The sequence below is a fragment of the Microbacterium resistens NBRC 103078 genome (assembly GCF_001552355.1).
Classification (GTDB): Bacteria; Actinomycetota; Actinomycetes; order Actinomycetales; family Microbacteriaceae; genus Microbacterium; species Microbacterium resistens.
Window position 1 is genome coordinate 1 of record NZ_BCRA01000029.1, and the last position, 23,654, is coordinate 23,654.

Here is a 23,654-nt window from a genome sequence, read left to right on the forward strand (position 1 = left end):
GCTGGCCGGCGACGCCGCGCCGCGCCCGCGGCGCAGGGGCCGTCGTCGGCGGATCCTCTCCCGTCCTGCCTGACATCCGGGGCGCTTGCGGTCGGCCGGGCCGGGGGAGAGGGTGGAGGCATGTCCTCCTTCGTCGTCTCCCGGGTCGTCGCGATGGACCGTGACGCCGCGTTCGCGGACTGGATCGTCCCGGCACGGATGCGCACGTGGTGGTGGCCCCAGTGGCCGGACACCGTCTACCGCCTGGACGCACGCCCGGATCGCGCGTGGGAGATCCGATCCCCGTCCGCGGGTGCCGGGGTCTCCGGCCGCTACACCGAAGTGGTTCCGGGCGCTTCGCTCGGGTTCACCTGGGAATGGGACGGCGCCGAGCGTCCGGACCGCGTCCTGGTGCTCTTCAGCGACGACCGCGCCCATGCGGAGGACGACCCGGAGCACGTCGTCGAGCCGAGTCGCACGGAGGTGACCGTGGTCCACGTCGCCCCGGGTCGCCCGGTCGTCGACGACCACGTCCGCGGCTGGAACGACGTGCTCGACCGCCTGCCAGGACGCATCGCCTGAGGCGGGGCGGCGTCACGTGAGTCACCGGGCGGTCCTCGCCTGAGTCAGCCGCCGGCTCGCGCGGACCGCCACGACCGGCGGAACTTCTCCGGTCTGATCAGCGCATGCCGGCGCTGTCTGCGGCGAGCCGCACAGCCCCAAGCACCGGCGGACGATCCAGGAGCATCGTCCGGACCCCGAGCTGTTCTTCGGTGGCCCGACGCAGCCGACCGGCGTACTCCGGCTGGTTGCCGACCACGCCGCCGCCGAAGACGACGGTCGCCCCGGCGTCGCCGTCCAGCGCGTGCGCGACGAGACCGATCGTGTGAGCGATGCCGCGTTCCACGGCGCTCGCCGCCGCGGATTCGCCGCGGTTCTGGGCGGAGAAGACCTCGTCCGCCCACCGCGCCCAGGCCGAGGCCGGCTCGCGGTGCATGACGTCCACCAGTTCACGGAGGTTCGCCGCGCCGGAACGGGCGAGGAGCGCCGAGCGGAGCGGATCGGACGCGCGGTCGTCGGCGTCCTCGGCGTCGGTCAGCGCGGTGACGGCGTTGCGCACGATCCCCCACGCCGATCCGTCATCTCCGACGAGCCACCCCCAACCACCGAGATAGCGCGCCCCCGAACGACTGCGACGGACGACGATCGAACCGGTTCCGAGGACGACGTTGATCGCGTCGGGGTGCCCGACGGCGCGGCCGAACAGCTCCGCGTCGTTGACGACCGTGACCGCCGCCGGGACCAGCGCACGGATCCGAGCGGCGAGGTCTTCGCACTCGGCGTCGGAGTCGCAGCCGTGCGCGCCGACGCCGATCGCATCCGGCATCGGCAGCTGAGGATGGTCCGCGATCGCCGCGATCATCCGCGCGCGATCATCGAATCCGGCACCGCTCCAGTCCCACCCCTCGATCGCACGGTCCTCGAGCACCTCTCCGGCCATCTGCTCGCGACGAAGGTGCACCTTCGTCCCCCCGGCATCGACTCCGAGCACGGTCCGCGCGGTCACACACGGACCGCGTTCTCGTAGAACCGGAGGGCGAGCTCGAGGGTCTCGCGGGCGGCGTGTACATCGGCCGGCGCGGGGACGCCGTCGACGACGGCGGCCAGCAGGACGTCCAGCGTGTCGAAGCCATCGTCCGGCATCGTCTCCGTGTCCCAGGTCCGGTCGCCGCGGGAGACCGAGATCGTCCCGGTGCGGCTGTCGACATGGACCGAACCGCGGGTCCCGACGAGATGCATCGTCGTCTGCGAATCGCCGGAGGAGGCGATCCACGTGTCCTCGACGGTCACCACGGCCCCGGACTCCAGCGTGTAGACGGCATGGCCGTAGTCCTCGACGTCGAGGTCGGGGTGACGCAGGTTCCCGATCGTGCCGGAGACCGCGCGCACCGGGCTGTCGAACAACCACCGCATCCGATCGATCTGGTACACGGCGTGGTCGATCCAGCCGCCGCCCGGTGCGCGATCCGGATCGGTCCACCAGCTCGGGCCGACCTGCCCCGGCCACGGCGCGGGGACGGCGCTGTGCATCGAGAACGTGCCGGCGCGCAGGTCGCCCACCGGTCCGTCGCCGAGCAGCGAACGCAGGCGGAGGGCGAGGGCGGACGTCCGGCGCGCCTCGCTCGGCACGAAGACCACGCCGGCCTCCTCGACGGCGGCCACGACCGTGTCGGCGGTCGTGAGGTCCATCGCGAGCGGCTTCACCGCGACGATGTGCTTGCCCGCTCCGGCCGCGGCGATGCACAGCGCTGGGCTGCGGTCGACGCTGCTGAAGCAGGCGACCGCGTCGACGTCGGGTCGGATCGCCGCAGCCGCCGGATCCGTCGAGGCCTCGACAGCGAGCTCGGCGGCGATCTCCGACGACCGCACCTGGTCCGGATCGGCGATGACGACGAGCTCCGCTTCCGGATGGGCCTGCACCGCTCGGGCGAAGGGGAGGGCGGCGTACCAGTGGTCGAGGCCGAGGACGGCGATGCGCACGGTCATGCCCGGGCCTCCGTTCCGAAGGTGGTCGTCAGGTCGACGACACGGCCCTCGCGCGCGGAGACCTCGACCGCGATCATGATCTCGAGGGCGTGCCGGGCGTGCTCCGCGCTCAGGACGGGGTGCGCGCCGTCGCGCACGCAGTCCGCGAGATGGCCGATCATGAGCGCGCGACCGTAGGTGTCCCGGCGGGTGCTCCGCGCGAGCGGCTCGTCCCCGCGGATCCAGTCGTCGACGCCGGGGGACAGGTCGGTGCGATAGACCTCGAGGTCGTCGTGCCCGGGCTGGAGGATGTTCACCACGCCGCGCCGGCCGAAGATCTCGATCTTGGGCCCGGTGGAGACGTGGACGTTGTAGGTGCCGTCGATCACGGCGAACGTCGACCCGCCGAAGTCGAGCATGAAGAGGTTGTTGTCGGCGATCTCGACCTCGATCTCCAGTCCGGCGAACGGACCGTCGCCGCGCACCGTCCGCGTCGGATCGGTGATGCCGGAGAAGGCTGAGACGCGCAGGGCGGGCCCCAGGATCCCGGTGATCTCGTGGATTCCGTACACGCCCATGTCCAGGAGCGGACCGGAACCCTTCCGGTAGAACCAGCTGGGGTCGCTCTCCCAGCCGCGCGGGCCGCCTCCGGGGCCGGCGTGGCTGGAGTGCACGCGCGCGAAAGCCACCCGTCCGATCTCACCGGCTCGGACCATCTCCGCCGCGCGCTCATAGGGCTCGTAGAGCATGTCGGGCGGGGCGCACACGATGAGCAGTCCTTTCTCCTCCGCGATCCGGATCAGCTCGTCCGCCTCTGCGACGGTCGACGCGATCGGCTTCTCGGTCGCCAGGTGCAGGCCCGCGTTCAGAATGGCGCGGGAGGTCTCGAAATGGAACGGGATCGGCGTGAGGTTGGCGACGGCGTCGATGCCGCCGGCCGCGATCATCTCGTCGAGACCGCCGAAGGCGTGGGGGATCCCGAAGCGCGCGGCGACCTCCTCGGCACGGGCGCGGTCGACGTCGGCCACGGCCTCGACTGCGACCTGCCCGGCGTACTGGTGCATGTTGGGCAGCACGCCGTAGGACGCGACCGCGATGCCGCCGGTGCCAAGGACGCCGAGGCGCAGCGGACGGGGGGATTCGGACATGTCGACCTCACCTTCGATGGTTACAGTCAGGAATCCTGCCAGATGCCTGGAGGGAGATCAATGCGCCGATTTCGTTCAATTCTCTGGGCAGTTGGCGCCATCTGGAAGTGAGGGTTGCAAACTGTCAAGAAACGTTGCAATACTGCTTGCGAGCCGATCCCGAGAGTCGAGGCAGACATGGCAGTCAAGCGCACACCGTCCTGGCTGGGCGATGAGAACGCCGCGCACGCGCTGGCCAGCATGATCGACGGCGGTCCGCTCAGCCGGAACGGGATCGCTGCCCGAATCAACCTGTCCAAGCAGACCGCGGCGCAGATCGTGGCCCGTCTGGAGGAGCGCGGACTCATCATCGCGGCTGGTGAGGAGGCTGCGAGCCGGGGTCCTGCCGCGACCGTCTACGGGGTTCGGAAGGACGTCGTCTTCGGCGTCGGCGTGAACGTGGACCAGCACGGCGTGCAGTCGAGCGTGGTGGACGTGACGGGGCGCGCTCACGTCGTGGCCCGTCAATCGGCCGAGGGCATCGGAACGGACCGCAGTGCGGCGAAGGACGTGGCGCACGCCGTGCTGAGCGCCTGCCGAAGCGCAGGCGTCGACCTGGCTCGCGTCGGCCACGTCTGCATCGGGGTCCCCAGCAGCGTGGACACCCGCACCGATGAGCTCAGCTCCGTGGAGGGCCTGCCCGGTTGGTCCCGGCAGCACGTGCGCCGACAGATCGAGGAGGCGCTGGGATGCAGCGTGCGCATCGACAACGACGTGAACCTGGCGGCGGTGGCGGAACGCAGCTCCGGGGCGTATGACGACGGCGACATCACTGCCCTGATCTGGATCGGCCACGGCATCGGACTGGCGTTGGACATCGCCGGAAAGGTCGTTCACGGCAGCTCCGGGGGCGCGGGGGAGATCGGGCATCTACCGGTCTCCCGCACCGTCGTACCCGGTGTGACCGAGAATCTCGACATCGAGGACACCGTCGGCGCCGGAGCGCTGGAGGCACTGGCGCGGAGCGTGGGAGAGGACCGCGTGACCTTCGAGGGGATCCTTGCCGGGGAGGATCTTCCCCCGCGCGTGTCCGAGGCGCTCGCCCCGAGGCTCGCGCACGCGGTCATCCCCGTCCTCGGCGTGATCGACCCCGACCACGTGGTGTTCGGGGGGCCGGTCGGACGCGCGGGAGGAGCGGCCCTCGCTGAGCTCACCCGGGTCGCGATCCGCGATCACACCCGGTGGGATCCGCCGATCGAGGTCGCCCGGGTGGGTGCGGACCCGGTCCTGAGCGGAGCCCTGGAACTGCTGCGTCGGGACCTGCGCGAAGACGTGCTCGCGCGGGCGCGCAGATCCGAAGCCGAAGACGAGGAGGTGCGGATCGAGCGGAGTCTCCGCGCGATCCGCTGATCCTCCGGAGTCGTATCCGGAAAGACCGCGCCGGTGCTTGGGGCACCGGCGCGGCAACAGCAATGCACTCGCGAAAGGAATGCAATGAAGCAGTTCACACGATACATCGCCGCGTTCGCCGCGGCGTCGGCGACCGTGGCCGTGCTGGCCGGTTGCGCCGGTGGCGGATCCGCCGCCGTCGCCGACAAGGCTCCGTCCGCGGACGAGCTGACGGGGGAGATCTCGCTCTGGCACCATTACTCGGCGCGCGAGGCGGAGGTCATCCAGTCGCTCGTGGATGACTTCCAGGCGGAGCATCCTGGCGTGAAGGTCACCGTCAGCGACCAGCAGGAGGACACGAAGATCGCCCAGGTGGCCGCCACCAGTTCCAAGGTCGACGTGATGATCACGAACGTCAACAACACCCTCGGAACGCTGTGCAAGTCGATGGTCGACCTGCAGCCGTACATGGATCGCGACGGCGTCTCCGCCGACGACTTCCAGGACGTGTTCGCGGGACTCACCGAGTATGAGGGCACGCGCTGCAGCCTCCCGACCACCTCGGATGTCTTCGGGCTGTACTACAACACCGAGATGCTCGCCGCCGCCGGATTCAGCGAACCTCCTCGGACCCTCCAGGAGCTCGAGGAGATGGCGCTCGCGCTCACGGAGTACAACGCCGACGGGTCGATCAAGACCCTGGGATTCAATCCCCTCATCGGGTTCGGCCAGCTCCGCCCGACCACGCTCGGCCAGGCGGCGGGCGGCGCATGGATGGAGGACGGCAAGTCCGCGCTGCACACGGACCCGGCCTGGACCGACCTCATCAACTGGCAGAAGGCGTTCGTCGACGAGATCGGCTACGACAAGCTGAAGACCTTCAGCGCGGCCACCGGCGACCAGTTCTCCGCCGACAACCCGTTCCAGACGGGGAAGATCGCGATGGCCGTCGACGGCGAATGGCGCGTCGCGTTCATCGAGGATCAGGCGAAGGACCTGCCGTATGCCACGGCCCCGATGCCGGTGCTTGACGGCAGCGGTCAGGAGTACGGCGGCGGCTACGCATCGGGCGCGAACATCGGCATCAGCAGCAAGTCGAAGAACCAGGAGGCGGCCTGGGCGCTGGTCAAGTACCTCTCCAGCGACACGGACGCCGCGGTGAAGTATGCCAACGGGTTCAAGAACATCCCGACGTTGAAGGCCGCCGCCGACTCCGCCGACCTCGAGGTGCCCGAGACCTACCGCACCTTCGTCGAGGCGTCCGCGCACCCCGCGACGGCGAGCTCGCCGGTGACCGCGATCGGCGCGACCCTGACGCAGGGGGTCGACAGCTTCTGGACCGGATATCAGTCCGGCGCGGCGTCCGAGAAGGGGCTCGCAGAGGGCCTGAGCCAGGTCGATCGCGACATCGACAACGCTCTGAGCCTGCGCGGGGCGAAGTAGCGCGATGACGGCGACACTCGTTTCCTCCCCGGCGGCCCGGCCCTCGGGTCGGGCCGCCGGGGAGGCCTCTCGCAGCCGGCGCCGCCCGCGCTGGGCGATGTGGACGATGCTCGGGCTCGGGCTGATCGGCTTGCTGGTCTTCTTCGTGTACCCGCTGGCCGCGAACGTCTTCTACTCCTTCACCAGCTACGACCTCGTCAGCGAGCCGATCTGGATCGGCCTGCGCAACTACGAGTACATGTTCAGCCAGGACAGCCGGGTGGGCACCGCGGCGCTCAACACTCTGTGGTTCGTCGTGTTCCTCGTCCCGGTGCGGATCCTCTGCGCACTCGGCATCGCGCTGCTGCTGACCCGCCGCAAGCGCGCGAGCGGCGTGTGGCGCACGCTGTTCTACGTCCCGGCGCTCGTGCCGCCGGTGGCGAGTGTCGTCGCCTTCGTCTTCCTCTTTAATCCGGGGTCGGGACCGGTCAACACGATCTTGCGCGCCCTGGGGATCCAGGGACCGCTCTGGTTCAACGACCCGGCCTTGTCCAAGCCCTCGCTGCTGCTGCTGGGCATCTGGATGATGGGCGACATCATGGTGATCCTGCTCGCCGCCCTGCTGGACGTGCCACGCGATCAGTACGAGGCCGCGTCGCTCGACGGGGCGAACGGCTGGCAGCGGTTCCGCTTCGTGACGCTGCCGAACATCTCGCCGGTTCTGCTCTTCGCCCTCGTGACAGGCATCATCGGCTCGCTGCAGTACTTCACCGAGGCGGCGGTCGCGTCGAGCGTCGCCAACGGCTCCACGGGGATCGGGTCCGGTACGGAGGCCCTGATCGGCTACCCGAACGACTCTCTGCTGACCTTTACGCAGTGGATGTACCTGCAGGGCTTCTCCAGTTTCCAGCTGGGTTACTCCGCGGCTCTGGCCGTGATCCTGTTCATCGTCGCCGCCGCCGTCATGGCGCTGCTGCTGCGTCGCCTCGGCGCATTCGCGGGGAAGGGGCCGCGCTGATGGCCCGTCGGATCCTGTTCTGGATCGCCGAGCACGCCCTGCTCGTCGCGCTCGCCGTGATGTTCCTGCTGCCGATCGGCTTCGTCCTGCTCACGTCGTTCATGGGCTCCCACCAGACCCTGACCGGCGCGGTGTGGCCGGACCCGTGGGCGTGGGAGAACTACGCGGGCGCGTTCACGGCCGCGCCGCTGCTCGTGTGGTTCGGGAACTCGCTGCTGTATGCGACCCTGGCGACGCTGTTCATGCTCGTCTCGTCGGTGCCCATGGCGTTCGTCCTGGCGAAGTACCGGTTCCGCGGCGACAACATCGTGTTCTTCCTCGTCATCGTGGCGATGCTGCTGCCGCCGCAGGTCACGCAGGTTCCGCTCTACGTGATGTGGTCCTCACTCGGACTGACCGGGACCCTGTGGCCGCTGATCCTCCCGCACCTGTTCGGCAGCGCCTTCTCGATCTTCCTGCTGCGGCAGTTCTTCCTGGCGATGCCCACGGAGTACGTCGACGCCGCCCGCATGGACGGCAACGGAGACTGGGGGATCCTGCTCCGCGTCATCGTGCCGATGGCCAAGCCCGGGATCGCCGCCGCATCGATCTTCACGTTCTTCGCCTGCTGGAACGACTACTACGGACCGCTGCTGTACGCCTCGGAGTACTCCGAGAACTGGACGGTGTCGTTCGGTCTAGCGAGCTTCCACGGGTCCCATTCCACGGACTGGGGCATCACCATGGCCGTCACGATGCTGGCGACGATCCCTGTCGTCATCGTCTTCTTCTTCGCTCAGCGGACGTTCGTCGAGGGCATCACCCTCACCGGCGTCAAGGGCTGATCCTCCGTCCCCTCCCTCTGAAAAGGAGCCTCATGACCGACACCTCCCGCACCCCGACCCTTGGCATCGGCATCGTCGGCGCCGGGTTCATCGCCCGCTTCCACGTCCGCTCGTGGCAGGCGGTTCGCGGGGCCGACATCGTCGCCGTCTCCTCGCGCACGAAGAGCAAGGCCGAGGACCTCGCGCGCTTCGCCGAGTCCCTCGGCGTCGGCGAGGGCGTTCGCGCCTACGACGACGTGGCCGCCCTCGTCCAGGATCCTCGCGTCGACGCCATCTGGGTGCTCACGCCGAACGAGACCCGGGTCGAGGTGGTCGAAGCCATCTGCGCCGAGGTCGTCAGCGGCCGGGGGAGTCTGAAGGGCATCGCCGTCGAGAAGCCGCTCGGACGCAACCTCCAGGAGGCGAAGGCGGTGCTGGCCGCGGTCGAGCGGGCCGGGATCCTGCACGGCTATCTGGAGAACCAGGTGTACGCGCCGCGGCTCACCCGGACCCGGGACCTCGTCTGGGCCCGCGGTGCGGGGCCGGCCGGGTCGCCCTACCTCGCCCGGTGCCTCGAGGAGCACTCCGGTCCGCACTCCCAGTGGTTCTGGGACAGCGAGCTGCAGGGCGGCGGCGTGCTGAACGACCTGATGTGCCACTCTGTCGAGGCCGGGCGTTTCCTGCTCACTCCGCCAGGGGTCGATCCCGATGAGTGGCTCGAGCCCGTGTCGGTCACCGCCACGATCGCGTCCCTGCGCTGGGGGCGCGACCACTACGCGCATCAGCTCGAGGAGCGCTTCCCCGGTGTGCAGGACTATCGGGACACCCCGTCGGAGGACTACGCGAACGCGACCTTCGTCTTTCGCAACGGAGACGGTGAACCGGTGATCGTCGAGGCGACGACCTCCTGGGGTTACGTCGGCGCAGGGATGCGGCTGTCCTTCGAGCTGCTCGGCCCCGAGTACTCGATGTCGGCGAACTCGCTGACCGGCGACGGTCAGGTGTTCCTGTCCCGGGACATCACGCAGGAGGCGGGCGAGGACATGATCGAGAAGCAGAACGCCGAGCAGGGTCTCATGCCGGTGATCGCCGATGAGCCGGCGTCGTACGGCTACGTCGCGGAGAACACGCATCTCGTGCGCGCGTTCGCGCGCGGCGAGCAGACGCTGGAGTCTCTGCGCAGCGGCGTCGCCGTCACGGAGCTGCTGATGGCCGCCTATTACGCGGCGGAAACGAGCACCGTCGTACGCTTCCCCGTGGAGCTCGACGATTACGTACCCGCCGTTGCCCGTCGGGAATGGCGTCCGCGTGCCGCGAAGCACGAGGGCGGGCCGCGATGATCGGTTTCGAGGAAGGACGCACGCGTCAGTTCGACGGACTCGATCTCGTGATCGCCCGCTCGGCCGCGGCCGAGGTGCCGTCGGTGGGTGCGGGATCCGCGGTGCTGCTCGCGGGAATCGGCGCGAGCCATGCAGCCCTCGCGACCCCGCTGCAGGTGCTGCGCTCGTCTGGGCTGATGGCGATGCGCAGCGACTGCTCCGACCTTGGGTGTGTGCCCGAGCGCGGTCCGGATGTGGTGGTGGCGGTGTCGCAGAGCGGGCGGAGCGTCGAGACCGCAGATCTCGCCACTCGGTTCGCGGCCGCGGGCGTTCCGGTCCTCGCGGTCACGAACGCCGAGGAGAGCCCGCTGACCCACATCGCTCCGCATCGGCTGACCCTCGGCGGTGGGGAGGACAGCCGAGTCTCCACCGTGGGGTTCGTGACGACGTTCGTGGCCCTGTCCCTGCTCGCGGAGAAGTGGGCGGGGGTCGTGCCGGAGATCTCCTGGCGCCGTATACCGGAGATCGCGGCGGCGGCGTCCGCGCAGGCGCGTCCGATCCTGCAGGCCTTCGCGGCGGGGCACCTGGCCGCAGGGTCCGCGGATGTCACGGCGTCTGCGGAGGACATGACCGCGGCCGAGGCGTTCGCGCTGCTGCTGCGTGAAGGCCCGCTGGTGTCGAGCACAGCGTTCGGTACGAGGGCGTACCTCCACGGACCGATGGACATCGCCGGCGGAGCGGTGTCGCATGTCCTGCTGGGCGACGCGCGGGAGGCTCAGCTCGCCGTTCAGTTGCGCGAGCGGACCGAGGCCACGCTGCTGTTGACCACGCGGACGTCTGCGGATGCGGAGGCCGGTCCCGTCGTCCGGGTCCCCGGCGGCCTCACGCCATGCCAGCGCGCGCTCGTGGAGGTGTGCGTCCTCCAGGAGCTGTTGTCCCTGACGGCGTCGGCGCGCGGAACGTCGGTCGACGCGCCCGTCTTCGTTCGGCAGGACACCAAGCTCATCGCCTGAGGCGGGGCGGCGTACTCCGCGGGGAGTACGGTCCCGGGCTCCCGCGGAGGGATCCGGTGCGAGGAGGGCGGGAATAGCATCGGAGGATGTCGGATCCGCAGCGTCACCGCGTCGACGCGGGGGAGCCGTGGGGACCGCCGTGGAACCGGTCGCCCCGGTTCCGCCTGATCGCGCCGGTGGCGCTGAGCCTGTTCGTGCAGCTGCCCGCCGCGATCTGGACGACGGTGCGCCTGGGCGTGACGGATCCCCTGTGGCCGTCCGTCCTGCACGTCGTGCTGGCGGTCGCCGGACCGCTGACGCTGCTCGCCGCGCGGCGGCTGCCCGGGCCGGTCGTGGCCGTCGTCGCCGGGCTCGCCCTCGCGGACGTCCTGACGACCCCGGTCCCCGGCCCGCCGTACCTCGCGCTCGGGTTCGCGGTGGTGGGGGCGGTCGCCCGCGGGGCCGTCGTCTGGGCGGCCGTGTCCGTGGGCGTCGGGTGGGCGTCCGCGATCCTCGCCGGGCTCGCCATCGGGCGCACCTGGTTCCCGGGCGTCATCGTCGCGGCGACCGTGGCGCTCGGGCTGTGCTTCGGGGTCGGTGCCTTCCTGCGCACGCGCGGCGAACGCCGGGCCGCGATGAGGGCCGAGGCCGTGCGGCGGCAGCAGAGCGCCGAGGAGCGGGAACGCGTCCGGATCGCGCGGGAGCTCCACGACGTCCTCGGCCATGCGCTGTCGCAGATGAACGTACAGGCGGGAGTGGGCCTGCACCTGTTCGACACCGATCCGGAGCAGGCGCGCAGCGCCCTGGCGAACGTCAAGGAGACGTCGAAGCTCGCGCTCGAAGAGGTGCGCGGCGTGCTGGGCGTCCTCCGCGACGGTGACGCTCCGCTGGTCCCGCAGGCCGAGCTCGCGGAGATCGCGCGTCTCGTCACCGGGCTGAAGGCCCCGGAGGTCGACATCGTGCTGGACGACCGGTTGGCCGGCCGAGCGCCGAGCCGGGCGACCCAGTTCGCGGGCTTCCGGATCGCGCAGGAGGCACTGACGAACGCCGTCCGGCACGCCGACGCGTCCCGCATCCGGGTGACACTGGAGCGGCGCGAGGACCCGGATCCGGTCCTGGTCGTGACCGTCGCGGACGACGGGCGCGGATTCGGCGGGGCCGAGCCGCGGGTCGCCGGGCACGGGGGCGTGCTCGGGATGCGGGAGCGGGCGGCGCTGCTGGGCGGGCGCATCGCGTTCGCCGATGCACCCGGCGGCGGGGCCGTCGTGACGGCGACGCTGCCGTGGGGGAGGGCGACGTGAGGAGGGGATCGTGATCCGGGTGGCGCTCGCCGACGATCAGCTGCTGGTCCGCGCGGGGTTCCGGGCGCTGCTCGACGCGGAGGACGGCATCGAGGTCGTCGCGGAGGCGGCCGGCGGGCGCGAGCTGTTGGCCGCGATCCGCGACGTCCCTGTCGACGTGGTGCTCATGGACATCCGGATGCCGGAGGGGGACGGACTCTGGGCCACCGAGGAGATCGCCGCGGACCCGCGTCTGTCCGGGGTCCACGTCGTGATCGTGACGACCTTCGAGCTCGACGAATACGTGGCGCGAGCCGTCCGTGCCGGGGCGGCGGGGTTCCTGGTGAAGGACACCGAGCCGGCCGACCTCGTGCGCGCGGTGCGCGCGGTCGCCGACGGCGATGCCCTGCTGTCCCCCGGCGTCACCCGGAAGCTGCTCGACCGCCTCGCCGTCGGGCTCCGCGAGGCGCCGGACACCGCCGCGCTGGCGGGGATCACCGAGCGGGAGCGGGAGGTGCTGCGGCTGGTCGGGATGGGACTGACGAACGACGAGATCGCGGCGCGGCTCTTTCTCAGCCCCCTGACCGCGAAGACGCACGTCTCCCGGATCATGTCGAAGCTGCATGCGCGGGACCGGGTCCACCTCGTGGTGACCGCCTACGAGACGGGCCTGGTCGCTCCGGGCTGGCAGTAGGCGCCCCGTCGTACTCCCGGAGGAGCAGCGAGGATCGCTCCCCCGGCCGGATTCGGATCACGTCCTCGGTCGCGAGTCTGGACCCATCGGCCGAGACGCGGCCGATCGGATCGAAGGATGGGCATCATGCTCGCAACACCCGCGGTCGTCGCCGCACACGCCGGAACCTGGGGCGTCGCCCCGTTCTGGCCGTTCTTCCTCATCGGCCCGGTGATGTTCCTCATCATCGTCGGGCTCCTCATCGCACTGATCGTCCGTCGCCGGAGGTTCGGCGGGCCCTGGGGCCCCGGTCCCTGGGCGACGCCGGACGGCGGGCGTGCGCCCTGGGCCGCGCCGGGTCGCACGGCGGAGCAGATCCTCGCCGATCGCTTCGCGAAGGGCGAGGTCGACGAGACGGAGTACCGCGCGCGCCTGGAGGTGCTGCGCGCCCACAGGCCCGAATGAGGACGGGCGGCCGAGTCGGCCGGGCGGCTCCCGCCCGGCCGACTCAGACCGCGACGGGAGCGGCCTGGAGCGCGTGGACGACCGGGGCGAGCTCGGGCTGCTCGATCGCGTCGCCGAGGACGCGCTCGAGTGCCTCGTCGTGGATCGGGCGGGCCTGGTCGTAGAGCGCTCGTCCTGCCGGGGTGAGCTCCGTGTAGATCCCGCGGCGGTCGTCCGCGCAGAGGATGCGGGTGAGGAGGCCGCGATCCTCGAGCCGGGTGACGAGGCGGGTGGTCGCGCTCGGACTCAGCGCGGCGGCCCGGGCGAGCTGTTGCATGCGCATGTGCCAGCCGTCCTGGCGGCTGAGCGCGTCCAGCACCGTGTACTCGACGACCGAGAGGGAGACGGCGGACAGCGCGCGCTCCAGTTCGGCGTCGATGAGGTTGTGAAGGGCGGCGAGGGTGCGCCAGCCCCGGGCGCGGATCTCGACCGCGTCGTCTGCGATGCCCATGGCTCCTCCTGTGCTCCTCGGCGTGGCCGCCCGCGGGATCCGTCAAAAGTCGTTGCTTGCGCCGATTAATTGCGTGTGCAATCATTGCTTCTCGGACGCAATATCCCGCGTCTGCAACTACTTTAGCAGGGCCCCTCCGCAGGGTCCACAGGAGCGATCACATGCCACTCGGACTCGTCGCGCTCGCCATCGGAGCGTTCGGCATCGGACTCACGGAGTTCGTCATCATGGGGCTGCTGCCCGACGTCGCCCGCGACTTCGCGGTCAGCGAGGCGACGGCGGGCTGGCTCATCTCGGGATACGCGCTGAGCGTCGTGGTCGGTGCGCTGGGACTCACCGCCGCCACGACGCGGCTGCCGCGCAAGCCCGTCCTCCTGGGGCTCGTCGTACTGTTCATCGTCGGCAACGCGCTCACCGCCGTCGCCCCGGACTACGGTCTGGCGATGGCGGGGCGCATCATCGCGGCCCTCTGCCACGGGGCCTTCTTCGGGATCGGCGCGGTCGTCGCGGCCGAGCTCGTCGAGCCGGCCAGGAAGGGGCGCGCGATCGCCCTCATGTTCACCGGGCTGACCGCCGCCAACGTCCTGGGCGTGCCGTTCGGCACGTTCCTCGGCCAGCAGCTCGGGTGGCGCTCCACGTTCTGGGCGATCGCCGCCATCGGCGTCGTCGCGTTCCTCGGCATCGCGCTGCTCGTGCCGGCGCCGCGCGAGCCGGCCGCGCCCGTGAGCCTGCGCGGCGAGCTGAGGGCCTTCCGGTCGGCGCAGGTCTGGCTGTCGCTCGGGGTGACCGTCCTCGCCTACGGCGGCATGTTCGGCGCCTTCACGTACATCGCGTACACGCTGACCGAGGTCTCCGGATTCGCGAGCGCCGCCGTCCCGTGGCTGCTCGTGCTGTTCGGGCTCGGCCTGGTCGTGGGCAACGCCGTGGGCGGACGCCTCGCCGACCGGTCGATCGATGGCACGCTCCTGGCGTTCATCGCGCTCCTCGTGGTCGTCCTCGCGGCGTTCGGCGCCCTCGCCGGCTCGCAGCCGGCGACCATCGTGATCCTCGTGCTCATGGGCGGGTTCGGCTTCGGCACCGTCCCCGGTCTGCAGAGCCGGATCATGACCTACGCCGGCGGCGCGCCCACGCTCGCATCCGGGGCGAACATCGGCGCCTTCAACGTCGGGAACGCCCTCGGCGCCTGGGCCGGCGGCGTCGGCATCGCGGCCGGTCTCGGTTACACCTCCCCGATCTGGATCGGCGCGGCCATCACGGCGTCCTCGCTGGTCCTGATGACGATCGCCGCCGTCCTGGCGCGCCGCGTCGTCGCCCCCGCCGCCACCGGTCCGCTCCCCGCGGCCGCGCACTGATCCTCCCTTCCCCCCGAACTCTCACAAGGAGACCGTCATGACCACCCTCACCATCCCCACCGTCGCGCTGAACAACGGCGTCCGGATGCCGCAGCTCGGATTCGGCGTGTTCCAGGTGCCGGACGACGAGACCGCCGCCGCCGTCGAGACCGCGCTCGCCGCCGGGTACCGCAGCATCGACACGGCCGCGGTCTACGGCAACGAGGCCGGCGTGGGCCGCGCGCTCGCCGCGTCCGGGCTGCCCCGCGACGAGCTGTTCGTCACCTCCAAGGTGTGGATCAGCGACCACGGCTACGACGCGACGCTCCGCGCCTACGACGCGGCGCTCGACCGTCTCGGGCTGGACCGGCTCGACCTGTTCCTCATCCACTGGCCGGCCCCGGCGAGGGGGACCTACCCGGAGACGTGGCGGGCGCTGGAGCGGCTGTACGCGGACGGGCGGGTGCGCGCCATCGGCGTGTCGAACTTCGAGCCCGCGCACCTGGACCGGATCGCCGCGGAGGCGGGGATCGTGCCGGCCGTGAACCAGGTCGAACTGCACCCCGCGCTGCAGAACCGCGCCGTCGTCGCGGCGAACACGGCGCGCGGGATCGTGACGGAGGCGTGGAGCCCGCTGGCCCAGGGGGCGGTGCTCCGCGAGCGCGCGATCGTCGAGATCGCCGAACGCCACGGCAAGACGCCGGCGCAGGTGGTGCTGCGGTGGCACCTTCAGCAGGGGCGCGTGGTGATCCCGAAGTCGGTCACCCCCGCGCGCATCGCGGAGAACCTCGACGTGTTCGACGGGGACCTGTCGGCCGAGGAGCTCGCGGCGATCGACGCTCTCGAGCGCGACGGACGCACGGGCCCGCACCCGGATCGCTTCGAGGGCTGAGCGGGCGCACGGCCGCGTCGTCCGGTACATACCGCCGCGGTCGTCCGGTATATCTCGTGCTCCCGCGAGCGGTCCGAGCGGACGGCGGGGCAGAATGGGCGGGCGAGAGGTGAACCGTCCCGTTCCGAGGAAAGGCGCGCACATGACCACGAAGCACATCGGCATCGTCTGGAACCCGTCGAAGACCGATCGGGAGACGCTGGAATCGGCCCTCGAGACCGCACTCGGCGGTGCGGAGGGCGTCTCGGTCAGCTGGCACGAGACCGCGGAGGACGACCCCGGCCGCGCCGCGGCCCAGGCGGCCCTCGACGCCGGAGCCGACGTGGTGGCGGCGGCCGGCGGCGACGGCACGGTGCGCGCGGTGGCCGAGCAGCTGGCGGACGCGGAGACCGAGGCGGACCTCGCCGTGATCCCCCTCGGCACCGGGAACCTGCTCGCGCGCAACCTCGGCGTCCCCCTGAACGACCTGCCGGGCGCGTTCGGCCGTGCGCTGACGGGCGACGCACAGGCGATCGACGTCGGCTGGGCCGAGGTCGTCTTCGCCCCGGGCGAGGTGCCCGAGGAGGACCCCGAGCCGGAGGGCGAGTCGGGGCGCTACGCCTTCGCCGTCATGGCTGGATTCGGGATCGACGCGCACATGATCACGGAGACCGACGACGACCTCAAGGACAAGGCCGGCTGGCTCGCGTACGTGGAGTCGCTCGGCCGTGCGGTGGCCGCGAGCGAGGTCATCGACCTCCGCGTGGCGATGGACGACGCGGATCCGGTGGAGGAGAAGGCCCACACGTTCATCGTCGGCAACTGCGGGACCCTGCAGGGCGGCATCACCCTCCTGCCCGACGCGGACCCCTCCGACGGGCAGCTCGACCTCCTGGCGCTGAACGCCGACGGCATCGCCGGGTGGATGGACACGCTGCGCACCATGGTGTGGGACAACGGGCTCAAGCGCCTGCTGTCCGGGGGAGAGGAGCGTGCGGCCAGCAGCGACAGCATGGTGCACCGCCGGCTCACCTCGGCGGTCGTGGAGCTGGACGAGCCGCGCGTGTTCGAGATCGACGGCGACGACATCGGCGAGGTGACGCGCATCGCGATCACCGTGCAGCCCGCCGCGATCCGCGTCCGCTGACGCCGGGCGCGCTGCCGGGCGCGAAACCCCCTTCCCCCGCCGAGACCCCCTCCCCGATACGTATCTGGGAGGGGGTCTCGGCGCGCGGAGGGGGTTTCGGGCGTCGAGGAGGTTTCGGCGGGGAGAGGGGGTCTCGGTGTGACGGGCGGCAGAATGGGGGAATGCCGCTCGCGCCCTCCGACGTCCCCGCGCTCGTCCCGTACCTGGAGGGGTTCCTCGTCGACTGGATCGACCAGCAGCGTCGCTCGCACGGCGTCCCCGGCATCCAGGTGGCGCTCCGGCAAGGGGAGGAGCTGCTGTTCTCGCGCGCCGTCGGGCTCGCCGACGCGGAGACGGAGGAGCCGCTGACGACGGCGCACGCCTTCCGGATCGCCTCGCATTCGAAGACCTTCACGGCCACGGCCGTCCTGCGGCTGCTCCGGGACGGGCGGCTCCGCCTGGACGATCCGGTGGCGCAGCACGTCCCGGAGCTCGCCGAGGCGCCGATCGGCGCGACGACGCTGCGGAGCCTGCTCGGCCACCAGGCCGGCGCCGCCAGGGACGGGAGGGAGGCGGGGTTCTGGCAGCGCGAGCGGGAGTTCCCGGACCGCGACGAGCTCCTCGCCGAGCTGCGCAGGGATGGCGTCTTCCCGGCGAACGTGCACTTCCACTACTCGAACCTCGGCTATTCGCTGCTGGGGCTCGTCATCGAGGCGGTCGAGGAGCGTCCGTACGCGGAGGCGATGCGCACGCTGATCGCGGAGCTGGGCGACGCCATGGCCGAGCCGGTGCGGATCGGGCCGGACCTCGGGAACGGCGAGGAGGCGCCGATCGCATCCGGGCACGGGATCCCGATGACCGAGCGCGGGCTGCCGGGATCCGCCGTCGCGCCCGTGATCCCGCCCGCCTCCGCCCGGGCGGAGGCGGCGGCCACCGGGTTCTGGTCCAACGCGGAGACGATCTCCGCGTGGATGGCGGGACACGCGCTCGGCTCCGGGCGATTCCTCGGCGACGACGCGAAGCGGCTCATGCAGCGGGAGGAGTCGTGCATCGCGACCGGCGGGTCCACGCGGTGGTACGGGCTGGGCGTCATGATCCGGAAGATCGGGACGCGCCGTGTCATCGGCCACTCGGGCGGCTTTCCCGGCCACATCACGCAGACGTGGACGGATCCGAAGACCGGCCTCACCGTGAGCGTGCTCACGAACCGCATCGACGGGCCCGCGTCCGGCATCGCCGCGGGGATCATCGCGCTGCTCGACAAGGCCGCCGCCGAGGTCGAGGACGCGGCCGCGGAGGTCCCGTTCCCGGACGCCGCGGGGCGTTATCTGTCGCTCTGGGGCGACACGAACCTCGTCTGCCTTCCCGGCGTCGTGCTGCAGCTCGACGATGCCGCGGCGGATCCTGCGGGCCAGGCCGTCGTGCTCCGGGAGCGGGACGGCGTGCTCCGGGCCGAGGCCGAGGACGGGTTCGGCGGTGCGGGAGAGCCGGTCCTGCTGCACCGGGACGCCGCCGGCGTGGTCGAGGCGATCACGGTCACGGGGAACCGGCTGCGGCGGCCGCCGGCCTTCGGCGACGCCGTCGCGACGATGCTCGCTCGCTGACCTCGCCTCGCGACGGTTGAAACACTCAGAGAAGTGAGCGATTTACGCAGTACTGGTGACACCTTTGCGCTAATTGTGCAGTATGGGGATATTCGCGGAATCCGACGTCGGCAATGGGGGAACGTCGGCCGGACGAGCGATGTCCCATGACCGACCACTGAGACGTGCCGCGGCATCCTCAGCGTGCGCGGTGTCCCCCCGGGTGCACCGTGCTCCGAGGCCTGTGTGATCGCGGTCGTCTCTCCCCGACCCATCATTCTGCAAGGGGGCAGACAGCATGAACCCTGGAAAGCACCGGATGTCCTCCCGCGGACGGGTCCTCGGCCGCGTCGCCGCGGGAACGCTCGCCCTCGCGCTCGGCGTGACCCTCAGCGCGTGCTCGACGGGCCCGGCGCCCGCCACGAAGCTCGACCCCGACGCCGAGGTGACGATCACCTGGTGGACCGGACAGGCGGACCAGGCGCAGACGATCCTCAAGGGCCTGGCGGAGGAGTTCGAGAAGGAGCACCCGAACGTCACGATCGAGATGTCCTCCGGGGCGCCCTCGACGGAGGACCTCCTGCAGAAGCTGTCCTCGTCCTTCGCGGGCAACACCTACCCGGACATCTCCTACGCGTTCGGGTCCTGGGCGAGCGAGCTGGCCGGATCCGGCCGCACCCTGGACATCACCGACAGGGTCGAGGGCGACGCCGACCTGGACTGGGAGGGGTTCTCGGGGGCGGCGCGGGCGACGGCGCAGCCGGAGGGCGGGGCCACGATCGGGTTCCCGGCCGTGGTCGACAACATCTCGCTCATCTACAACAAGACCGTGTTCGACGCGGCGGGCGTGGACTATCCGACCGAGGACTGGACGTGGGAGGACTTCCGCGCCGCCGCGGCCGCGCTCACCAACCCCGACACCAAGACCTACGGCTACGGCTACTCGGTCTCCGGATCCGAGGAGACCACCTGGCAGTTCTGGCCGCACCTGTGGCAGCGGGGCGGGGAGATCCTCGACGGGGACAAGGCCACGTTCGACTCCGCCGAGGGTGTCGAGGCGCTCACGTTCCTCCAGTCGATGGCGGTCGACGACGCCTCGGTCTATCTCGATCAGACGGACACGAAGTTCGGCCAGTTCTTCGCGAGCGACCAGATCGGGATGATCACCTCCGGTCCGTGGATGCTCTACGACCTGCAGAAGGCCGGGACGAAGTACGGGGTCGTGCCGCTGCCGGGAACGGACGGTGACCACACGACGATCTCCGGCGCCGACATCTGGGTGCTCTTCGACCACAAGGATCCGAACCGCGAGCACTGGTCGTACGAGTTCATGAAGTGGCTGACGGCCCCCGAGCAGGATGTGCGCTGGAACGTCGTCTACGGGAACCTGCCGCTGCGCGAGAGCGAGGTGGACTCGCCCGAGTTCCAGAAGCAGGTGGCGGAGATGCCCGGAATCGAGATCATGGCCGCCAACAGCGCGAACGCGACGATCCCGCGTCCGACCGTTCCCGGCTATGTGAAGCTCTCCGAGGCCGTGGGGACCGCGATCTCCCAGGTCCTGCAGGGGCAGGCGGAGCCCAAGGCGGCCCTGAAGGAGGCCGCTGAGGAGGCGACCGCCGCGCTGGAGGACCAGTGAGTCGAGGGGCAGCGGCCACGCGTCCCGGCGCCCTGCGGCGCCGGGCGCGGGAGAGCCTGACGGGCTGGGGCTTCGTCGGCCCGGCGACGCTCATCGTCCTCGGCCTGTCGCTCTTCCCCGCGGTCTGGGCCTTCCTGCTCTCGCTCCAGAAATGGAACGGCTTCGCGACGCCGGAGTGGGTCGGCGCGCGCAACTACTCCGAGATGGTCACGGACGCCGACCTCGGCGCGGCCGTGCTCCACACGCTCGTGTACACGGCCATGTTCGTGCCGGCCTCGGTGCTCCTGGGACTGGGGCTGGCGGTGGCGCTGAACCGGCGCATCGTCCTGATCGGCGTGTACCGCACCCTGATCTTCCTGCCGTTCGTCGTGTCCGCCGCGGCGACCGGAATCCTGACGACGTATCTGTTCAACCCGCAGTTCGGGCTCGTCAACAATGCCCTGCGGATCCTGGGGCTTCCCCAGCAGGGCTGGCTGGAGGACCCCTCCCAGGCGATGCTCGTCATCGCGATCATGTCCGTGTGGGGGCAGGCCGCCCTGACGACGGTGATCTACCTCGCGGCGCTCCAGGACATCCCCGCGGAGCTGTCCGAGGCCGCTCGCGTCGACGGGGCGAACCGCTGGCAGACGTTCTGGCACGTGATCTTCCCCCAGCTCGCCCCGGTCACCGTGTTCGTCACGATCTGGCAGGCCATCCAAGCGATCCAGCTGTTCGACGTCGTCTACACGACGACGAGGGGCGGTCCCCTCGGCGCGACGGAGACGATCGTCTACTACCTGTGGAACGCCGCCTTCCGCGAGCTCGAGTTCGGATACGCCTCGGCGGTCGCCTACGGGCTGTTCGCCGTCACGCTCATCGTCACGATCGCCGTCGTCCTGTGGCAGCGGCGCACTGCGAAGGGGATCACCGTATGACGACCTTCCTCGACCGGCCCACGCCCGAGGCGCCGGAGGCGCCGGCGACGACCCGCACGATCACCGTGGCGAAGCGCCCCCGGCGGCGCCGGTCCTGGGTCCACCTCCTGCTCGTGCCCGTGGCGCTGCTGTTCTCGGTGCCGTTCCTGCAGATGTTCCTCACCTCGCTCACGCCCGAGTCGGAGATCAACCGTTTCCCTCCGAGCTTCATCCCCTCGGAGCTGACGCTCGACGGCTACGTGAAGCTCTTCGAGCAGTCCGACATCCTGCGGTGGCTGGGCAACTCCGTCATCGTCTCGGCGGTCGGCATCGTCGCGCACATCGTCCTGTGTTCCCTCGCCGGGTACGGGTTCGCGCGTCTGCGCTTCGCCGGCCGCAACGTGAGCTTCCTCATGATCATCGCGACGATCATGATCCCCACGCAGCTGCTGATGGTCCCGACCTACGTGATGTTCGCCACCGTGGGGATCATCGACACCCTCATGGCGGCGATCGTGCCGTGGCTGGCGAGCGTGTTCGGCATCTTCCTCATGCGCCAGTTCTTCCTGTCCCTGCCCGCCGAGCTGGAGGAGGCGGCGATGCTGGACGGCTGTTCCCGCTTCGGCACGTTCTGGCGGATCATCTTCCCGCTCGCCCGTCCCGCGCTGGCCACGCTCGCGATCTTCACCCTGCTCGGCTCCTGGAACGACCTGGTCTGGCCGCTGATCGCGATCAACGACCCGAACGCGTTCACCGTGCAGCTGGGGATCACGAACTTCCAGGGCGCGCGTCGGACGGACTGGTCCCTGCTGATGGCGTCGAACGTGATCGCGACCCTCCCGCTCATCGTGTTCTTCGTCTTCGCGCAGCGGCAGTTCATCGCGACGATGACGTTCTCGGGGGTGAAAGGATGAGCGCCGGGACGGGAGCGGTGCGCCCGCTGCTCGTGATCGGGGACGCCAACGCGGACCTCGTGCTCCGCGGGGACGTCGTCCCCCGGTTCGGCCAGGCCGAGCAGATCCTGGACGCCGCCGACCTCGTCCTCGGGGGCTCCGCGAGCATCGTGGCCTGCGGCGCCGCGCGCCTGGACGTGCCGACGTCGCTGCTCGCCCGGATCGGGGACGACGCGTTCGGGGCGTTCGTCCTGGACGCCCTGCGCGAGCGCGGCGTCGACACCGCGGACGTGCGCGTGCGCGCGGAAGCGGCGACCGGGCTCTCGGTGATCCTGTCGGCGCCCGAGGACCGGTCGATCCTCACCGCGCTCGGCACGATCCCCGATGTCTCCGCGGAGGACGCGATCGAGCGGATCCGCCGATGGCGCGGAACCGCGGGGATCCTCCACGTCGCCAGCTACTTCCTGCAGCCGGCGCTGGCCGCCGACCTCCCCGCCGTCCTCGCGGAGGCGCGGGAGCGGGGGTGGACGACGTCGCTCGACACGAACTGGGACCCCGCGGAACGCTGGCTCGGCCTCGCCGAGGCGCTGCCCCATCTCGACCTCCTCCTTCCGAACCGGAGCGAGCTGCGGGCGATCGCCGGCGCGCTGGGCGTCACGGACGCCCCGGACGAGGAGCTGGCCCGCGCCCTGTCCCGCCGCGGCCCGCGCGTGGTCGTCAAGGACGGTGCCCGCGGAGGCTGGTCGGTCCGCGGGGAGGACGCGGTCGAGCGCGGGCCCGGACGCCGCGTCGACGTCGTCGACACCACCGGTGCGGGGGACAGCTTCGACGCGGGCTACCTCGCCGCGCTCGCGCACGGGGTGGGGGCGGAGCGGGAACGGCTGCGCTGGGCCGCGGTCGCGGGCTCTCTCTCCACGACGCGATCCGGCGGCACGGCGGGGCAGGCGACGCGAGGCGAGCTCCTCGCCGCGCTGACCGGCTGATCGGCCCGCCGCCCGCCGGGCGTCTCAGCCCCGCGGGGTCTCGTCGTCCGCCGCGATCTGCACGTCGACCCCGGCCGCGGCGATCGCGGCGAGCTCGGCAGGATCGGCGCTGGAATCGGTGACGAGGATGTCGATCTCCGACAGATCGGCGACCTTCGCCAGGGTCGCCCGGCCGATCTTCGACCCGTCGGCCACGACGACGACGCGGTCGGCCTGGGTGACCATCGCGTGGTTCGTCCGCGCCTCGGTCTCGTTATGGGTCGTCGCCCCGCCGCGGACGCTGATGCCGTCGGTGCCGAGGAACGCGGTGCCGACGTTGATCGCGCCGAAGGTCTTCTCGGCGAGGACCCCGACCGCCTCCAGGGAGCTGGAGCGGATGAACCCTCCCGTCATGATGACGTTCAGCCGGCTCCGCGTCGCCAGCTCCACCGCCGTCGTGAGGGCGTTCGTCGCGACCGACAGGTCGTCCCGGGACGCCAGAGCGCGGGCGACGGCCGTGGCCGTCGTCCCGCCGCTGATCGCGACGGAGTACTGCCCCTCGGGGAGCAGCCGCGCCGCATGCTCCGCGATCCGGAGCTTCGCGTCGCGGAAGCGCGAGTCCCGGAGCTGGACGGGGACCTCCGTGGTCGGGTCCAGCGCCCGCGCGCCGCCGTGCGAGCGGATCAGCAGGCCCTGCTCGTCCATCTCGGCGAGGTCGCGCCGCATCGTCGCGGTCGAGACCCCGAGATCGTCGGCGATCTCGGTGAGCCGTGCGGTTCCCCGCTCGTTGACGTAGCTGAGGATGAGGGACATGCGCTCCGTGCGACGCCGTGACGTCGCCTGTGGAGTGGCCCCGGGTGTGATGGGCATCGGGTT

General features: G+C 71.0%; 23 protein-coding genes. 18 read left to right on the plus strand and 5 right to left on the minus strand.

What is annotated here, in order from left to right; all coding sequences use genetic code 11:
• Positions 1–120: 120 nt before the first annotated feature.
• Positions 121–561 (plus strand): SRPBCC family protein, encoded by a 441-nt coding sequence (locus MR1_RS06115; protein ID WP_067244009.1) that lies wholly within the window; start codon positions 121–123, stop codon positions 559–561.
• A gap of 97 nt (positions 562–658) precedes the next feature.
• Here MR1_RS06115 and MR1_RS06120 read toward each other — a convergent pair whose 3' ends face one another.
• From MR1_RS06120 to MR1_RS06130, 3 genes are read right to left on the minus strand one after another with little or no spacing between them, the layout of a single operon-like run.
• The gene (locus MR1_RS06120; protein ID WP_067244012.1) at positions 659–1,546 is read right to left on the minus strand and encodes a BadF/BadG/BcrA/BcrD ATPase family protein; all 888 of its coding nucleotides are present in this window, start codon (positions 1,544–1,546) and stop codon (positions 659–661) included.
• A complete protein-coding gene (locus tag MR1_RS06125; RefSeq protein ID WP_067244015.1) occupies positions 1,543–2,526 on the minus strand; it encodes a Gfo/Idh/MocA family protein in 984 nt (327 codons plus the stop codon). Before MR1_RS06125 ends, MR1_RS06120 begins: the two co-directional genes overlap by 4 nt.
• Positions 2,523–3,653, minus strand: coding sequence for a Gfo/Idh/MocA family protein (locus tag MR1_RS06130; protein WP_067244017.1), 1,131 nt, complete (start codon positions 3,651–3,653; stop codon positions 2,523–2,525). Before MR1_RS06130 ends, MR1_RS06125 begins: the two co-directional genes overlap by 4 nt.
• A gap of 177 nt (positions 3,654–3,830) precedes the next feature.
• On the opposite strand from MR1_RS06130, the gene MR1_RS06135 reads away from it, so the two are divergent.
• The 9 genes from MR1_RS06135 to MR1_RS06175 all read left to right on the plus strand — a co-directional run bounded on the left by MR1_RS06135 (position 3,831) and on the right by MR1_RS06175 (position 12,993).
• Positions 3,831–5,042, plus strand: coding sequence for an ROK family transcriptional regulator (locus tag MR1_RS06135; RefSeq protein ID WP_067244020.1), 1,212 nt, complete (start codon positions 3,831–3,833; stop codon positions 5,040–5,042).
• A gap of 84 nt (positions 5,043–5,126) precedes the next feature.
• Complete coding sequence (locus MR1_RS06140; protein WP_084344407.1) at positions 5,127–6,464, plus strand: extracellular solute-binding protein; 1,338 nt, start codon at positions 5,127–5,129, stop codon at positions 6,462–6,464.
• Between the two features lie 4 nt (positions 6,465–6,468).
• On the plus strand, positions 6,469–7,461 hold the full coding sequence (locus MR1_RS06145; protein WP_067244022.1) for a carbohydrate ABC transporter permease: 993 nt from the start codon (positions 6,469–6,471) through the stop codon (positions 7,459–7,461).
• Positions 7,461–8,285 (plus strand): carbohydrate ABC transporter permease, encoded by an 825-nt coding sequence (locus MR1_RS06150; protein WP_067244024.1) that lies wholly within the window; start codon positions 7,461–7,463, stop codon positions 8,283–8,285. Before MR1_RS06145 ends, MR1_RS06150 begins: the two co-directional genes overlap by 1 nt.
• Before the next feature lie 32 nt (positions 8,286–8,317).
• Positions 8,318–9,604, plus strand: coding sequence for a Gfo/Idh/MocA family protein (locus tag MR1_RS06155; protein WP_067244027.1), 1,287 nt, complete (start codon positions 8,318–8,320; stop codon positions 9,602–9,604).
• A complete protein-coding gene (locus MR1_RS06160) occupies positions 9,601–10,596 on the plus strand; it encodes an SIS domain-containing protein (RefSeq protein ID WP_169797655.1) in 996 nt (331 codons plus the stop codon). Before MR1_RS06155 ends, MR1_RS06160 begins: the two co-directional genes overlap by 4 nt.
• 86 nt (positions 10,597–10,682) lie before the next feature.
• Positions 10,683–11,876, plus strand: coding sequence for a sensor histidine kinase (locus tag MR1_RS06165; protein ID WP_067244031.1), 1,194 nt, complete (start codon positions 10,683–10,685; stop codon positions 11,874–11,876).
• A gap of 10 nt (positions 11,877–11,886) precedes the next feature.
• Entirely contained in the window at positions 11,887–12,549 is a 663-nt protein-coding gene (locus MR1_RS06170; protein ID WP_067244032.1) for a response regulator transcription factor, read from the plus strand.
• A 126-nt stretch (positions 12,550–12,675) separates the two neighbouring features.
• Complete coding sequence (locus MR1_RS06175) at positions 12,676–12,993, plus strand: SHOCT domain-containing protein (protein ID WP_217996190.1); 318 nt, start codon at positions 12,676–12,678, stop codon at positions 12,991–12,993.
• Positions 12,994–13,036: 43 nt separating this feature from the next.
• Here MR1_RS06175 and MR1_RS06180 read toward each other — a convergent pair whose 3' ends face one another.
• On the minus strand, positions 13,037–13,483 hold the full coding sequence (locus tag MR1_RS06180; RefSeq protein WP_067244036.1) for a MarR family winged helix-turn-helix transcriptional regulator: 447 nt from the start codon (positions 13,481–13,483) through the stop codon (positions 13,037–13,039).
• Positions 13,484–13,644: 161 nt separating this feature from the next.
• On the opposite strand from MR1_RS06180, the gene MR1_RS06185 reads away from it, so the two are divergent.
• From MR1_RS06185 to MR1_RS06220, 8 genes are all read left to right on the plus strand, one after another.
• Complete coding sequence (locus MR1_RS06185; RefSeq protein ID WP_067244038.1) at positions 13,645–14,835, plus strand: MFS transporter; 1,191 nt, start codon at positions 13,645–13,647, stop codon at positions 14,833–14,835.
• 37 nt (positions 14,836–14,872) lie between these two features.
• Positions 14,873–15,706 (plus strand): aldo/keto reductase, encoded by an 834-nt coding sequence (locus tag MR1_RS06190; RefSeq protein WP_067244040.1) that lies wholly within the window; start codon positions 14,873–14,875, stop codon positions 15,704–15,706.
• A gap of 142 nt (positions 15,707–15,848) precedes the next feature.
• Positions 15,849–16,832, plus strand: a complete 984-nt coding sequence (locus MR1_RS06195; RefSeq protein ID WP_067244043.1) for a diacylglycerol/lipid kinase family protein — start codon at positions 15,849–15,851, stop codon at positions 16,830–16,832.
• Positions 16,833–16,993: 161 nt separating this feature from the next.
• Positions 16,994–18,415 (plus strand): serine hydrolase domain-containing protein, encoded by a 1,422-nt coding sequence (locus MR1_RS06200; RefSeq protein ID WP_067244046.1) that lies wholly within the window; start codon positions 16,994–16,996, stop codon positions 18,413–18,415.
• A 277-nt stretch (positions 18,416–18,692) separates the two neighbouring features.
• Positions 18,693–20,030, plus strand: coding sequence for an ABC transporter substrate-binding protein (locus tag MR1_RS06205; protein ID WP_255218107.1), 1,338 nt, complete (start codon positions 18,693–18,695; stop codon positions 20,028–20,030).
• Positions 20,027–20,944 carry a carbohydrate ABC transporter permease gene (locus MR1_RS06210; RefSeq protein ID WP_067244050.1) on the plus strand — a complete coding sequence of 306 codons (918 nt, stop codon included), beginning with the start codon at positions 20,027–20,029 and terminating at the stop codon, positions 20,942–20,944. Before MR1_RS06205 ends, MR1_RS06210 begins: the two co-directional genes overlap by 4 nt.
• Positions 20,941–21,837 (plus strand): carbohydrate ABC transporter permease, encoded by an 897-nt coding sequence (locus tag MR1_RS06215; protein WP_084344408.1) that lies wholly within the window; start codon positions 20,941–20,943, stop codon positions 21,835–21,837. Before MR1_RS06210 ends, MR1_RS06215 begins: the two co-directional genes overlap by 4 nt.
• Entirely contained in the window at positions 21,834–22,799 is a 966-nt protein-coding gene (locus tag MR1_RS06220) for a carbohydrate kinase family protein (RefSeq protein WP_067244053.1), read from the plus strand. Before MR1_RS06215 ends, MR1_RS06220 begins: the two co-directional genes overlap by 4 nt.
• Before the next feature lie 24 nt (positions 22,800–22,823).
• Here the strand turns inward: MR1_RS06220 and MR1_RS06225 are convergent, their stop codons facing one another.
• Positions 22,824–23,648: a DeoR/GlpR family DNA-binding transcription regulator gene (locus MR1_RS06225; protein WP_067244056.1), complete on the minus strand. Its 825-nt coding sequence runs from the start codon at positions 23,646–23,648 to the stop codon at positions 22,824–22,826.
• Between the last annotated feature and the right edge of the window lie 6 nt (positions 23,649–23,654).

What these genes read in the sequence shown, in the direction of transcription:
- MR1_RS06115 (WP_067244009.1), top strand. Translation starts at nt 121, where the DNA reads ATGTCCTCCTTCGTCGTCTCCCGGGTCGTCGCGATGGACCGTGACGCC.
- MR1_RS06125 (WP_067244015.1), bottom strand. Translation starts at nt 2,526, where the DNA reads ATGACCGTGCGCATCGCCGTCCTCGGCCTCGACCACTGGTACGCCGCC.
- MR1_RS06130 (WP_067244017.1), bottom strand. Translation starts at nt 3,653, where the DNA reads ATGTCCGAATCCCCCCGTCCGCTGCGCCTCGGCGTCCTTGGCACCGGC.
- MR1_RS06135 (WP_067244020.1), top strand. Translation starts at nt 3,831, where the DNA reads ATGGCAGTCAAGCGCACACCGTCCTGGCTGGGCGATGAGAACGCCGCG.
- MR1_RS06140 (WP_084344407.1), top strand. Translation starts at nt 5,127, where the DNA reads ATGAAGCAGTTCACACGATACATCGCCGCGTTCGCCGCGGCGTCGGCG.
- MR1_RS06145 (WP_067244022.1), top strand. Translation starts at nt 6,469, where the DNA reads ATGACGGCGACACTCGTTTCCTCCCCGGCGGCCCGGCCCTCGGGTCGG.
- MR1_RS06150 (WP_067244024.1), top strand. Translation starts at nt 7,461, where the DNA reads ATGGCCCGTCGGATCCTGTTCTGGATCGCCGAGCACGCCCTGCTCGTC.
- MR1_RS06155 (WP_067244027.1), top strand. Translation starts at nt 8,318, where the DNA reads ATGACCGACACCTCCCGCACCCCGACCCTTGGCATCGGCATCGTCGGC.
- MR1_RS06160 (WP_169797655.1), top strand. Translation starts at nt 9,601, where the DNA reads ATGATCGGTTTCGAGGAAGGACGCACGCGTCAGTTCGACGGACTCGAT.
- MR1_RS06165 (WP_067244031.1), top strand. Translation starts at nt 10,683, where the DNA reads ATGTCGGATCCGCAGCGTCACCGCGTCGACGCGGGGGAGCCGTGGGGA.
- MR1_RS06175 (WP_217996190.1), top strand. Translation starts at nt 12,676, where the DNA reads ATGCTCGCAACACCCGCGGTCGTCGCCGCACACGCCGGAACCTGGGGC.
- MR1_RS06180 (WP_067244036.1), bottom strand. Translation starts at nt 13,483, where the DNA reads ATGGGCATCGCAGACGACGCGGTCGAGATCCGCGCCCGGGGCTGGCGC.
- MR1_RS06185 (WP_067244038.1), top strand. Translation starts at nt 13,645, where the DNA reads ATGCCACTCGGACTCGTCGCGCTCGCCATCGGAGCGTTCGGCATCGGA.
- MR1_RS06190 (WP_067244040.1), top strand. Translation starts at nt 14,873, where the DNA reads ATGACCACCCTCACCATCCCCACCGTCGCGCTGAACAACGGCGTCCGG.
- MR1_RS06195 (WP_067244043.1), top strand. Translation starts at nt 15,849, where the DNA reads ATGACCACGAAGCACATCGGCATCGTCTGGAACCCGTCGAAGACCGAT.
- MR1_RS06200 (WP_067244046.1), top strand. Translation starts at nt 16,994, where the DNA reads ATGCCGCTCGCGCCCTCCGACGTCCCCGCGCTCGTCCCGTACCTGGAG.
- MR1_RS06205 (WP_255218107.1), top strand. Translation starts at nt 18,693, where the DNA reads ATGAACCCTGGAAAGCACCGGATGTCCTCCCGCGGACGGGTCCTCGGC.
- MR1_RS06215 (WP_084344408.1), top strand. Translation starts at nt 20,941, where the DNA reads ATGACGACCTTCCTCGACCGGCCCACGCCCGAGGCGCCGGAGGCGCCG.
- MR1_RS06220 (WP_067244053.1), top strand. Translation starts at nt 21,834, where the DNA reads ATGAGCGCCGGGACGGGAGCGGTGCGCCCGCTGCTCGTGATCGGGGAC.
- MR1_RS06225 (WP_067244056.1), bottom strand. Translation starts at nt 23,648, where the DNA reads ATGCCCATCACACCCGGGGCCACTCCACAGGCGACGTCACGGCGTCGC.